The organism is Algoriphagus aestuariicola (assembly GCF_017254835.1).
Taxonomy (GTDB): domain Bacteria; phylum Bacteroidota; class Bacteroidia; order Cytophagales; family Cyclobacteriaceae; genus Algoriphagus; species Algoriphagus aestuariicola.
The window spans coordinates 502,783-515,064 of record NZ_JAFKCW010000001.1 but is presented as its reverse complement, the minus strand read 5'-3'; the positions used below and the strand labels follow the sequence as shown (position 1 = coordinate 515,064).

10 protein-coding genes are annotated in these 12,282 nt (G+C 47.5%); all 10 read right to left on the bottom strand.

The features are described 5' to 3' along the window. Window positions 1–3 precede the first annotated feature (3 nt). The gene (locus J0A67_RS02120; protein ID WP_206567622.1) at window positions 4–708 is read right to left on the bottom strand and encodes an SDR family NAD(P)-dependent oxidoreductase; all 705 of its coding nucleotides are present in this window, start codon (window positions 706–708) and stop codon (window positions 4–6) included. A 63-nt stretch (window positions 709–771) separates the two neighbouring features. Further along, window positions 772–4,236 (bottom strand): DUF8818 domain-containing protein, encoded by a 3,465-nt coding sequence (locus J0A67_RS02115; protein ID WP_206567621.1) that lies wholly within the window; start codon window positions 4,234–4,236, stop codon window positions 772–774. A 43-nt stretch (window positions 4,237–4,279) separates the two neighbouring features. After that, window positions 4,280–7,984 (bottom strand): ATP-binding protein, encoded by a 3,705-nt coding sequence (locus J0A67_RS02110; protein ID WP_206567620.1) that lies wholly within the window; start codon window positions 7,982–7,984, stop codon window positions 4,280–4,282. 55 nt (window positions 7,985–8,039) lie between these two features. After that, on the bottom strand, window positions 8,040–8,285 hold the full coding sequence (locus J0A67_RS02105; protein ID WP_206567619.1) for a hypothetical protein: 246 nt from the start codon (window positions 8,283–8,285) through the stop codon (window positions 8,040–8,042). 70 nt (window positions 8,286–8,355) lie between these two features. After that, window positions 8,356–8,910 (bottom strand): DUF420 domain-containing protein, encoded by a 555-nt coding sequence (locus J0A67_RS02100; protein ID WP_206567618.1) that lies wholly within the window; start codon window positions 8,908–8,910, stop codon window positions 8,356–8,358. Beyond that, window positions 8,897–9,565 carry an SCO family protein gene (locus J0A67_RS02095; RefSeq protein WP_206567617.1) on the bottom strand — a complete coding sequence of 223 codons (669 nt, stop codon included), beginning with the start codon at window positions 9,563–9,565 and terminating at the stop codon, window positions 8,897–8,899. Before J0A67_RS02095 ends, J0A67_RS02100 begins: the two co-directional genes overlap by 14 nt. Window positions 9,566–9,634: 69 nt before the next feature. Continuing rightward, window positions 9,635–9,964 (bottom strand): cytochrome C oxidase subunit IV family protein, encoded by a 330-nt coding sequence (locus J0A67_RS02090; protein WP_206567616.1) that lies wholly within the window; start codon window positions 9,962–9,964, stop codon window positions 9,635–9,637. Between the two features lie 20 nt (window positions 9,965–9,984). Continuing rightward, window positions 9,985–10,761: a cytochrome c oxidase subunit 3 gene (locus J0A67_RS02085; protein WP_206567615.1), complete on the bottom strand. Its 777-nt coding sequence runs from the start codon at window positions 10,759–10,761 to the stop codon at window positions 9,985–9,987. 28 nt (window positions 10,762–10,789) lie between these two features. After that, the gene (locus tag J0A67_RS02080; protein ID WP_206567614.1) at window positions 10,790–11,371 is read right to left on the bottom strand and encodes a cytochrome c oxidase subunit 3; all 582 of its coding nucleotides are present in this window, start codon (window positions 11,369–11,371) and stop codon (window positions 10,790–10,792) included. A 3-nt stretch (window positions 11,372–11,374) separates the two neighbouring features. After that, the gene (gene cyoE, locus J0A67_RS02075) at window positions 11,375–12,280 is read right to left on the bottom strand and encodes a heme o synthase (protein WP_206567613.1); all 906 of its coding nucleotides are present in this window, start codon (window positions 12,278–12,280) and stop codon (window positions 11,375–11,377) included. Between the last annotated feature and the right edge of the window lie 2 nt (window positions 12,281–12,282).

The following is a 12,282-nucleotide window of genomic DNA, read 5'->3' as shown; positions in this document are numbered from 1 at the left end:
AGCTTATATATCTCCAAGTTGGGGGCGTACGATTAGTTCTTCAACAACAGTTTGAGGGGAAAGGTTGTAAGCGCCCCACACGCTTTCGGCCACATCGGTGGATTTCATGAATCTTTCCTCCGGAATACCCGCTCCGGCCCAACTGTCCGTGAACGTAGCACCGGCAAGAATCGAGGTTACTTTGATCCCGTGGGGTTTCAGCTCTTCGCGGAAAGATTTGGTCATTCCGAGCATGGCCCACTTGGATACCGCATAGCTACCACCATTGGGATAGGCCGTCAATCCCGCGATCGATCCCATGCTGAAGATATGCCCCGACCTGCGCTGAATCATCTCTTTGGCAAAAGCACGAGTCAGATGATACGCCGAAAAGAGATTGGTATGCATGATAAACTCGAAATTACCATCGGGTTCGTCATGCAGGGATCCAGGGAGGAAAATCCCGGTATTGTTCACCAGCACATCGGGGATAGATTCTGATTTGACAGCTTCGGAAAACCGGAACACTTCCTCCTTTTTCGAAAGGTCCGCCGCCATTGCCAGCACTTTTATTCCAGGATGCCGCTCCTCCAAATGTCCTTGTAGCGATTTAAGATCCTGTTCGCTTCGGGCACAGGTGAAGATATCGAAACCCTCCTTGGCAAAGCGCTCAACGATCGCCCAACCTATCCCTTTTGTGCCTCCCGTGACGAGGATACTTTTACTCATTTGATTAGTAGTTTAATAGTTAGTATGACAACTATCTACAGCGAGCAAAGTTACATTTTTTTATCAAAACAGTGCGGAGACTTGCATACGCCCCAGATGGACGACCCGATCCAGCCCCTCGGAGTTTCTTCCCTCATAGACTAAATTGAGCTGCAAGCCCTCTCCTATTCGCTGCAGCCAGCTGAGCGACCAAGTGACGTTTGTGCCCGGCGTCAGAGCTTGCAGCATCTCATAGCCCACCGGCGAGTTCACCTCCCCGTTATAGTCGATCTGGATAAAATTTAGATTGCCGGTCAACGTGGTCTTGATGGCTTTCGCAAAGCGCAGATTCAAGCCCAGCTGGTGTACTTGGGCGTTTTCCAAATACTCCAGGTTTTGGGCATTTTCTTTTCCCGTAAAAGAGTAAGATCCCGTAGTCCGGAAAAATGGAGTCGGCTGCCAAGCCAGCTCAGGCCCGATCGTGGCTTGCTCGACCTTGTAGTTTCTGTTTTCCAAAAAATCCGAGGCTGAAATTCGCTCCCCCACGCTTCCCAAAACCCGCAGAGTCATGAAGGAATTGAAATTGTAGCGGGTGTTCAGCTTCCAGTCCTGCTGCACATGATCTTCAAAACCTCCGGAAAGCAATTGTTTCAGTTGCGAATCAAACAGCGAGAGATCGAAGCCATACTTTGCCGAAGCCCGGTTGAAAAAGAAGCTGGTACGGATAATCTGCCGAAGCGAAAGAATCTGATCCCTATCGACCGAACCTATGAAGGGATTTATCCGATCCCAAAAGTCCTCCGATGTCACCTTTTTTTCCACACTTAGACTGGAAGTATTGGAAAAACGATACAGGAACTGCCGGAATCCGGTCGACTCCTTCCAAGTATCCGGAAACTTTGCCTGGATACGGTAATTGAGCAAACTGGTATACGCTTGCACATAGGTATCCGTCGGCACAAAGATCTTGATGTACTGTTTTTCCTCGGGATTGATCGCGATATAAAACTCATTCAGTTGCTGGATACCGTCTCCATTATCATCACGCCAAGTGTGCGTTCCGTCTCCATTTGGAGCCGGCAAATAGACAAATTCTCGTTGGAGTTCCCGACCGTTGCCGATGGCGTAGCTGATCTCGTTTCGGATCAGGTTTTTACCCAGACTGCCGGAGTAATCGACTTTTCCCAAAAGAGTCAATTCTGTAGGCAGGTCGCGATTGAGGTATTCCAGCTCCCTATAAGTGAAGGTGCTGCTCAGGCTGTGTTTTGTCCATTGCTTTCGAAAGGTAAAGTTGGAGGTGAAAGCATGGGTGTCGTCCATTAGCTTTCCGGCAACCGGCAATCGATCTTGACGCCAAGCCGCATCCGCAGAAAAGGCATAACTCAGAGAATCATTGCTTTTAAGATAAAGCAAATGCTCCTGATAGTTCATCGCGGTGCTGATCACTGAATCCGTTTCCGCGTATTTCATCGCATTCCTGTCAAGCGAAAACTGATAGCCCGGCACCAGTACCTTTGACTGGAAATTTAGGTTGCCCAGATAGCGAGTCCAGTCCGTAGCGAGTGTATCCTGATCGCTCTGCAGCCTGAAAAATTCCTGTCTAAGCCGGAATCGTTGGCCAAGTTCTGTATTCCAATACGCCGTATGTTGCGAGCCGTTGAGTATGTTTTCCCGATTTCGAAGGTATAGTTTGTAGTTGAAGGCGTTCAGTGCATCTTTTTCCAATCCGATCTGAGCAAGAAAAAAACGCTCTGCGGCGGCCCTCTCCAACATTTCGGGCGTGAGTCCCCAGTCCCGGTCAAACTCGATATATCGAAAGCGGTCGATGAAGTTGAAATTGGTCGAATTGTACTCAAACTCCGTGAGCCCCTGAAAACGATAGCCTTTGAAAAGCCCCAGTTCACGGTTTTCAGAATGCAGGCCTACTTTCAACCCTAAGCCTTGGTTATCCTCATCGTCCAGGGACGAAAAAAGATTTTTGTCCACAGAGGAGAGCGCCACCTCCGTATATACTTTTTCGTGCTCTCCCAGCTTGACTCTGGTGCCGGCGGTGGTCATCCGCTTGCTATCCGGCGCCGGGATTTGAGTCAAAATGGAATATTCGCCTTGGCGCTGTCCATTCAAGGGAGGTACGTATTCGTAAACTGTTCCGTTTGCCAGCTGATTGACCCGGCGGTAGTCTCCCCGGCCCATGCCGACTTGGGAAAAGGAAAGGGCATAATGCGCGAGCTCCGGATCGGTCGAATAGCGATAGTAAGTCAAGGAGTTGCCAGCTTCATCCACTTCCACCAGCCGCTCGTAGAGAATCCTTGTCGGATCGAAGGCCACCGAATCAATCCTCGGGATCACCGCCCGATCTACCGAATCCCCGACGGCGGCTAAAAGAACTTGCTCTCCTTGTGTCATTTCTGTGAAAAGCGGCCTGTTTCGATTGTCCTTTTCCTGATAGTAGTTGACATAGAAATCGACCTTTCCGTTGGTCTGAAGGTGGTTTGCTCCTAGGATCGATCGGGAATAGTTTCGCTCTGCGTATTCAAAGTCAACCCTCACCCGAGAATATTGGGTGATGAGGACTTTGGGGGTAAAGGTGATTTCAGCTTGGTTGTAGTCGATCACATAGTCCGCGTTGAAGCCGCGCTGAAGCTGTTTCCCGTCTAGGAATACGCGCTCCGAATTGGCCATGATGATGACGTATCGCTCATTGTTAGGCCCGTTGATTCGATAGGGCCCCAGCACGCCCTCCAAAATCGGGAGCTGAATCGAGGCAAATTTTCCTTTTGCCACCGACACGAAGCCTTGGGAGCTCGCCTCCCAGTTGTCTTTCAGCTTATACTTTGACGTGAATTGGAGCCCTTGCACGTTTTTGTAGTAGCGCAAAAACTCCGACTGTCTTTGTTGAAGAACCACATCCCCGGCAGCGAGGCTGAAGTTTTCGTTGTACAGCTCAATCAATACGTTGTCAAAGTCCTGGATTTGCTGAGTGTTTCCTTCGGGCTGAAAGGGGACATTTTGGTCGGTGATGCTCGCCCGGATTTTCAGGTTTTCTCCGATATCCCCCTCCAATTGAAGGTTAAGTGCCGAGTTGACGAAGACATTTTGGGTGTTTCCAAAAGAAACACCACGGGTCAAGCTCCCGGTCTTGTAGAGATTGCTGCTGGGAAAGAGCTCCTCGCGGATATCCAAACCTGGCTCGACCTGCACTCGATTATCCCTGAACATCGCCGTGGAATCGTAGTCTGCCGAAAGCGTCCTCTTGCTAAAGCTTTGATCCAGCCTCACTGCCAGCGTCCGGTAGCATACCTGAACGGAATCCGGTTTTTCTGACTGTGCCAAATCCAATCTCAGCGTGCGCTTTGAGAAATCAAAAGTAAAGGAATAGGCCTTTCCGGCCTGGTCGGTCACCCGGATGCTCTCCTGTAAAACAGACAGGGAATCAAGCTCCCGATCTGATTCAAAGTGGGCGACCGGGTACCAACGACATTGCTCTTGAGCCTGGACAGACCAAGTGATGCCTAAATACAAAATCCAGGAAATGATCCAAAAACGCATGGAGAGCAGTTGCCTATTTTTCCGAAGGTAGCAAAAAGCCCCTTTATTGAATCAATGGGAAGGTAAGGTAAAAGGTCGTGCCTCTTCCAACCTCAGTTTCAAACCAGATCTTGCCGCCGGCGGTTTCCACCCCGCTTTTTGCAATAGCCAATCCGAGGCCGGAGCCGGTAGTTTTGGTGCTAAAGTTGGGTATGAAGATTTTATCCTTGAGTTCGGGAGGAATTCCTTTTCCGTTGTCGGTGATTTCCAGAAATACCGCCTGCTCTGTCAGCCAAAGCCAAACACGGATCTGTGGAGTCTGATCGGCTTTAGCTGCCTGAATACCATTGATGATCAGATTGGAGATAACACGACCGAAAAGCTTGTCGTCTCCCATGATTGGAATGTTTTCGGTAAAGGAGTCATCCTGAAAATCCAGCTGCAGCCGTTGGTCATTTTTGAAGAGGTCAAGCACCTTGGTTACCACCGCTTTGAAATTCATCGGCTCATTTTTGGGCAAGGGCATCTTGGCAAAAGTGGAAAAGGACGAAGCGATCCCACTCAATGCATCGACCTGATGGATCAGTGTTTCCAGTGATTTTCGGAGCTTATCCTGATCTTCCAGCTTACCCTCCTGCTCCAAGCGTAGAAGGTGCTGCAATGTCAGCTTCATGGGGGTCAATGGATTTTTGATCTCATGAGCCACTTGCTTCGCCATCTCCCTCCAGGCAGATTCCTTTTCCGTGGAAGCCAACACTTTTTTACTCGCCTCGAGCTTGTAGAGCATGTTGTTGTATTCGTTGACCAAGAGCCCGATTTCATCCTTGGATGCCCAGTACATAGGCTCGTTGTTTTCCAGATTGGTCGTTTTCAGCTTTTGCGTGAGCAGCTTAAACGGCAGTGTAAGATTCCTGGAGACGAAGGACGAGACGATCAAGAAAAGAATAAATATGACCACAAAGGCATTGAAGATGTTGCTCAAGACATCAGATATAAGTGAATTGAGCTCGGTCTCGGATTCGAAAAACGGCACCGCAAGAATCCCGATGTTAGATTGGTCTACTTGGGAAGGGACAGCCAGGTAGACGGTCTGATACCGGAGTTTGCCGATCTTCTCATCCAGCAGGAGTTGGATCTGGTTTTTCTCCATCACCCCAGCCATTGCGGCGGGGTTGATCCAGGGGGCGAGGATTTTCTTGTCGAAGATATTCGGGCGATTGGTAGACTCCAGGTAGCCGGTCGGAGTATAGAGATGGATGTCACTGGCGATGGTATTGGCCAGGGAGTTGATTTCTTCGTTGAGAAGGTCTCGGTCGACGCTTGCGGGATTTTGGTTGTTAAAAAACACCCCGAGGTTGCTTCGAATCAGGCTTGCCTTTTCAATATACTGTCTATTGAGATCGTCGCGATAGCTGCCGCCTAGCAGGCCTATCGTGATGATGGAAATGATGATAATCGGGAAGAAAAAAGCAAAATTCAGGTACAGCTGGAGTTTTGTAGAGTAGTTGAACTCGAAGTCTCGATAGCCTTTGAAAAGGGCATTGAGCGAAATAGCCAAGAAAGTCAGAAAAACAAAGGCGACAAAAAAGAGGGAGATATTGCCAAAAAACTGGGATACAGGTATGGTCGGCGAGGAAAGAACAATCACCTCTTCCCCATTTCTCAAACCGAAATGATGATATCTCTGGAAATGGACCCCATCCACAAACAACTGCTCTCGCCCCAGAAGCTCGACAAATTCGCTTTGGTTGAAATTGAAGGTGCCTGAGCTACGGAGCAGTTCTCCATCTCTATAGACTGCATAGTCATAGTTCAGCGGATCCAGTTTGTCCGCATACTTCCGATCCAACAAAAGCTTTGGATAAACACTTCCCGGCTGAATCCGGAGTTGGTTCAGCTCGAGATACAAAGTTCCAAGTAGATTATCCTCCCGCAAAACCGGAATAAATGCCACGAACTTATTACTGGCTGTAGTTTCCTTCCCACGGACAAAATAGAGGTCCCTCACGCCTGTGGCATAGTCGCTTTTCACAAACTGCTGCTGCAAGTCCTTCAATTCCGTTCCCTCGGCCGGCCCGTGGATCTGCTGTCCCGAGGCGCTGAAAATCCGGATCACCACTTCAAACTGGTCGAAGTAGTTGTCAAGGTAAATCCTTCGAATCTTGGTTTCGATCGGCTCCTTGGACAATAGCGGATCTGCCATTCGATTTTGGATGAACAGGTCTTCTTTTACCCTGCCAAAAATGTCGCCAAGGAAAAACTCCGTCATCACGTCATTTTCTATGAGGTTCTGATTGGCAAATCTGGTCTTGGAGACGATTAGTCTCTCTCGCTCGGATTTCAGCGTACTTATCCCCATCACGATAGCCGAGACAAGACAGGCATAGAAAAACGTCAAAAAGGTATTCAATCCCAATCGGAAGATATTTTGGAATAGTTGGAAACGGACGATGCTAAAGAGAAAAAGCAGGTGAATGGACCAGACCAAACCGACCCAGATACTGAAGTATAGGGCAATCCCCAAAATAGGCAGGCCTATGACAAGGATGCAGTTATAATAGATTCGCTTGTCACTCCTCACGCTGAGCAACAGACCAAAGAGGGTAAGGGAAATCAATACGTAAAAAGATCCAAACAAGAACAGAATGAGAAAGCTAAGTCCCTTAAACCAGTCGAAAGTCGGAATCGAACGTATGTCCAGCACCCACTGGGAGTTGAAGATCAAGTTGCGCGGCAAATACCAAATCAGTATAAAAAACACCGTGCTCACCAAGATAGTCGCTACTAAGGCCGCTTTAAAATCCCTTTTCTTTCCGAGATTTTGAGCCCTTTGAAAAGCGCTTCTGGAATAAAGCTGAGAGACAATCAATCCCAAAATCAAACTCAGGCAAAAAGTGTTGAGCAGGAGATCCCCGAGGCTAGGATTGAGCCAAGACGACGCGTAGTTCACAGGATCAAAGAGGGAAAACTCGAAAAAATCTCCGGGGAAATTGAAGTATAACATCAAGGCCCGAATCGCTGCCAGAACCAAAATCCCGTATCCAATGGCCTGCCAGGGATATCCTTTTCGCCATTTGGTCCTTAGGAAGTCAAAGCTCAGCAGAAAATACAGCAAAAAAACCGAGCAGATGAATACAAGCAATGCGGTATTGGCGATTCTACCGACGGGCTCGTATCCTAGTTGGAAGCTGATTCCAAAGAGGGGTTTTCCTGCCTTGGAGCTCACCTGAAAAGCCCCGTCACTAGGCTCAGCGAACAGCTGAAATCTGTCGTTGCCAAAGAAATCAGGATTTGGTCCAGTCCTGAGGTAATCATTCTCAATGGAACCAGGCCAGACTAGGCGCAGCGCATGGACAAGATAATAATCCGAGCTGTTCCTTTTGACCTTTCGGATCTTTACAAAAAATGTCCCAAAAGGATCCTCCAGCAGCTGGTATTCTTTACTGAGATCCAATTGGGAAAAATCCAGCGTGAGCGTGAAGTCCGACCAAAACAACAATCGTCCAGCGTTTTCGAGAAGGAAGAAAGGGTGCTGGTGATCAGGGCTACTTATCCGCTCAAAGGAAAGCGAATCCTCAGGTCTGACTTCCATCAAAACCCTGATGAAATCCTCGTCAAACTGCGCGTCAACACGTTGGATCTTGTGCTGTATGGCTTCAAAGTACTTCTCTTCCTCGCTTTTCTGGAAAACGAAAAAATTCAAGATCAGAACTATCAGAAGGAAGACTATGCTGACCAATATGACCAGCCTGCGGGTTTGGAAGTTCATGCAGCCTAAAAATAAAAAAGCAAAGTCTCGTATCAAACTTTGCTTTTCTATTCTCTTATCGGATCGAAAGTTTGGCTTTTCGTTTTTTGGCAGCCCTATACCACAACACCCCAATCACAGCTGCCAACAGGTACGGCATGACAAAGAGGTAAAGTATCCCCGAGTTCAAGCCTGCCCCGATTGTCGTTTCGCCGTTACTGACGTTGTTTTCCACAGAAGCCCTGCACATGGCACACTGAGCCCAGCCACTGAGCTGCAGTCCAAAAATCAAGAATGCCAAAAGGGAAAGTCTGAGTTTCATAGGATAATCTTTTTTGGTAATCGATATTTCATCCCAAAGGGGACTTAGGGCGAAAATCCCTCGCAAGGAACTAGTGTGTATAGTATGGGCTGATCAATAGATAAACGATCACGCCGCTAACCGAAACATACAGCCAAATAGGATAGGCAAATTTAACCACTTTTCGGTGTTTTTCCCGCTGGTCGGTATAGCCATAGTAGTATGCGAACAGGATCGGAAACAAAGCGACTGCTGCTAACACAATATGGCTGATCAACAAAACGTAGTAGAGTGTCCGAATTGCTCCCTCTCCCCCAAAGCTGGTGCTCTCCGCCGCCCCGTGATAAACCACGTAAGAAACAAGGAAAAGTGCCCCCAGCACGAACGCCACGGTCATCGTTGCGCCGTGATAGCTGTATTTTTTGTTTTTGATGAAAACCAAGCCAAGAATCAAGGCCAAAGAGGCAGCCGTATTAATGACTGCGTTCAAATGGGGAAGGAAATAAACCCATTCACCCATGGATGTGATTTTGGCGGGCATGAAGAGCAGCACCGCTACAGCCAATGGAATCACAACAGAGATTGCGATGATCCAATTTTTTACTTTTGCCTCCTGCTGAAGCAAGGATGATTTACTTTGTCCCATGTAACAATACTTTAGTCTCTAGCATTAACAAGTCCACTTCTTCCCGGTTGGTTCCGCTGTAGTACCCGCGAATTCTCCCCAGCTCATCAATGAGCATAAACTTATCGGTGTGTACGAAGTCATCTGGCACCCCATTGCCGTCCACGGTTGGAATGATGAAGCCACATTTGGCCAGGCGATAGGTCTCTTCTTTAGGACCGGAGAGGAAATGCCATTTGCCTGAGGTTGCGTTGTGCTCTTCTGCATAAGCCTTCAGGATCTCCGGAGTATCGTACTCTGGATCTATGCTGATGGACATAATCTGAACCATTGGCTCTTCCCGAAACATATCGTCTACCCGCTCCATTTCTTTGGACATCACCGGACAGATGCTCGGACAGGACGTGAAAAAGAAATCCACGATGGTAATCTTCCCCTGCATCTGGGCCCGACCTACGGACTGGCCATTTTGGTCAGTAAAAGAAAACTCCGGAATATGATGTTGGGTGGAATCCTTCACCGGACACTCCAAGAAGGGATTGTCCACGCCGTTTTGAAAATAGATGGGAAGATCATACTCGTTTTTCCCAAAGCCTCTCAAAAACATAAAAACCAAAACAGGGATCAACAAGATGCACACCAACACCAAACCCTGCAATATTCTCAATCCTTTCATCCTATTTGTTGACAAAAAAGAAGGTTGAAGTGATTCACCTCAACCTTCTTTTCCATCGAATTACATTTATTACCAACGCATCAAGAAGATCTCAGAACCTTCTTTGACAAGCACAATAATCAACCATACCAAGAAGATCAACGGCACGATGATCGAGTAAAACAAAGGCTTCACCTCGTCACCCAAGTGCATGAACTCCATCATGATATATTTTGCCTTCCAAACGGTCAATGCCATGAAAGCACCGTATAACAGGATACCACGGCCCATTGTAAAGGCCATGATAAACTCCACAACCGTAATCGCAAGGAGTATCCCGGCAGTTTTCCAGATCTTCTTGATCTTTTCATCGTTGCGAGCCTCAACTACCAGCGTTGATTTGTTTTCTTGAATTTCCATATTTCAAAGATTTTAGATGCTTAGATCAGATAGAACAAGGTGAATACAAATACCCAAACCAAGTCTACAAAGTGCCAGTAGAGTCCGATTTTTTCCACCATTTCATAGTGGCCTCTTCTATCGTAAACTCCGACCGCTGCTTGGTAGAAGCAAAGGAAAAGTAGGAAAACACCTACAGTCACGTGGAATCCGTGGAAACCTGTGATAAAGAAAAACAATTGGGCAAAGCCGGCAGGACCGTATTCGTTCACATGGAGGTTAGCGCCGAAGACCGTCTCTTGAACTACCTTACCCAAGGAATTCACATAAGTCAATACGCTTCCGCCATCAGTGCCATGAATGAAGTGATTCCACTCCCAAGCCTGGCAGCTCAAGAAAGTTACTCCTCCGACCAAGGTCCAGAGCATCCACTTCACAACATCGTTGCGGTCGTTTCTATGCCCTGCTTCCACTGCCAATACCATGGTAACAGAGCTGGCAATCAAGATAAAGGTCATGATCCCTACGAAAATCAAAGGTGCATGTACACCGTGCATGAAAGGGAGCGCTTCAAATACCATCTCTGGTACAGGCCAGTACTCATTAGAACCGACGAATGTATCTGCGGGTCCTGCATAAGCCGGGTAGCTCACCCGAATGGAAATGTAAGTAATCAAGAAAGCCGCAAAAGTGAAGATGTCGGAAAGAAGGAAAAACCACATCATGAGTTTTCCATAGCTGGCCTTTAGGGGTTCATTACCTCCACCCCAAACGCCTCTTTTCGAGCTTATTCCAATAGCAGTAGAATGCGCAGACATAATTTATTGATTTGTACCAGGTTTTATTTTAATGATTCAGAAGCAAAAACATAAACAGATAGATCCACAAGCCCCCAAGAAAATGCCAGTAAGTAGTGGCCATTTCCATGGTAACCATCGCCCGGGAATGGACCTTCAGTCGGAAGGTCGAAATTAACACAATAATCAGAAATATCACACCAGAGATCAGGTGGGCAGCATGCAATCCAGTGAAAACATACAGGAACGATCCGGAGGGATTCCCCACGAAGAACACCTGCCTATCCACCATTGCTACCCAGCTATACCACTGTCCTACCAAAAAGGCTACTCCCAACAAAACGGTCAATATCATACCCACTCGCAAATTGACAAAATTGTCTTTTTTGGCAGAGTAATAGGCCCAATGAAGAGTAAGACTACTTGCCACTGCAATCGCAGTGGTCAGCCAAAATATGTTTGGCAAGTCGTAATCAAGCCAGTTTCCTTCTGACTGTCTTACGATGTAGGCACTCGTCAATCCGGCAAAAATCATCACCACTGTCACCATGAACAACCAAAGCGCGAATTTCTTTGGGTGCATGGAGATGGGTTGCTCCACCATATCGATGTATTTCAATTCTCTTTCCATGGCTTAGGGTAATTTATCGAGCAGATAGGCAATCTGTACGATGGGTAAGTATAGAAATGAACCAAACATGATTTTCAAGGCTGATTTGCGAGAACAATCCCTCATAAGAGAGAAAGTCTGTGCAAGAAACAGGACTCCGCAAACGGTAGCTACAATTCCTGAATTAAGCCCAGTCAATCCAAAATAGCTAGGCAACAAGCCCAAAGGCAACAGGAAAAGCGTATAGATCATGATTTGAATTGCTGTGTTCAAATCTTGACCTCCCCCACTCGGCAACAGTTTGAATCCTGCCCTCTTGTAGTCTTCATCACTGACCCACGCGATAGCCCAGAAGTGGGGAAACTGCCAGATAAACTGTATTCCGAAGATAATCAATGCCTCGTAGGTGATAGCTCCAGTAGCCGCTGTCCAGCCCAAGAGCGGAGGCATGGCTCCGGGAATAGCTCCCACAAAGACCGCGATCGGCCCTACCCTTTTTAGCGGAGTATATGCGAAAACATACAGCACCATACTCAGGATGCCGAGCCATGTCGTCAAGGGATTGGTAAAGATCCACAAGAGTGAAATCCCCCCTATGGCCACAAGAGAAGTAAACCAATAAGCTTCCTGTAGGGAAATTATCTGCAGCGGAAGCGGGCGGTTTTGGGTACGCTTCATGAGCTTGTCCAGATCCCGCTCCATGATCTCATTGGCTGCACCGGATGCACCAGAAATCATAAACCCGCCTAAAGCAAGACCAATAAATCCAGACCAGCCAAAGCTCAGCCCTGTATCGCCTAGGATATAGCCGAAAACTGCCGAAAATGTGACCAATGCAGATAGCCTAAGCTTGATCAGGTCAGAATAGGCCTTGATCCTCGCGAGGATCAAAGTGGAAATCGAATGGTCAGTTACGTCAACTGTCCTCATTG

What these genes read in the sequence shown, in the direction of transcription:
- J0A67_RS02100 (WP_206567618.1), bottom strand. Translation starts at nt 8,910, where the DNA reads ATGGGACAAAGTAAATCATCCTTGCTTCAGCAGGAGGCAAAAGTAAAA.
- J0A67_RS02080 (WP_206567614.1), bottom strand. Translation starts at nt 11,371, where the DNA reads ATGGAAAGAGAATTGAAATACATCGATATGGTGGAGCAACCCATCTCC.
- J0A67_RS02095 (WP_206567617.1), bottom strand. Translation starts at nt 9,565, where the DNA reads ATGAAAGGATTGAGAATATTGCAGGGTTTGGTGTTGGTGTGCATCTTG.
- J0A67_RS02105 (WP_206567619.1), bottom strand. Translation starts at nt 8,285, where the DNA reads ATGAAACTCAGACTTTCCCTTTTGGCATTCTTGATTTTTGGACTGCAG.
- J0A67_RS02090 (WP_206567616.1), bottom strand. Translation starts at nt 9,964, where the DNA reads ATGGAAATTCAAGAAAACAAATCAACGCTGGTAGTTGAGGCTCGCAAC.
- J0A67_RS02085 (WP_206567615.1), bottom strand. Translation starts at nt 10,761, where the DNA reads ATGTCTGCGCATTCTACTGCTATTGGAATAAGCTCGAAAAGAGGCGTT.
- J0A67_RS02110 (WP_206567620.1), bottom strand. Translation starts at nt 7,984, where the DNA reads ATGAACTTCCAAACCCGCAGGCTGGTCATATTGGTCAGCATAGTCTTC.
- cyoE (WP_206567613.1), bottom strand. Translation starts at nt 12,280, where the DNA reads ATGAGGACAGTTGACGTAACTGACCATTCGATTTCCACTTTGATCCTC.
- J0A67_RS02120 (WP_206567622.1), bottom strand. Translation starts at nt 708, where the DNA reads ATGAGTAAAAGTATCCTCGTCACGGGAGGCACAAAAGGGATAGGTTGG.
- J0A67_RS02115 (WP_206567621.1), bottom strand. Translation starts at nt 4,236, where the DNA reads ATGCGTTTTTGGATCATTTCCTGGATTTTGTATTTAGGCATCACTTGG.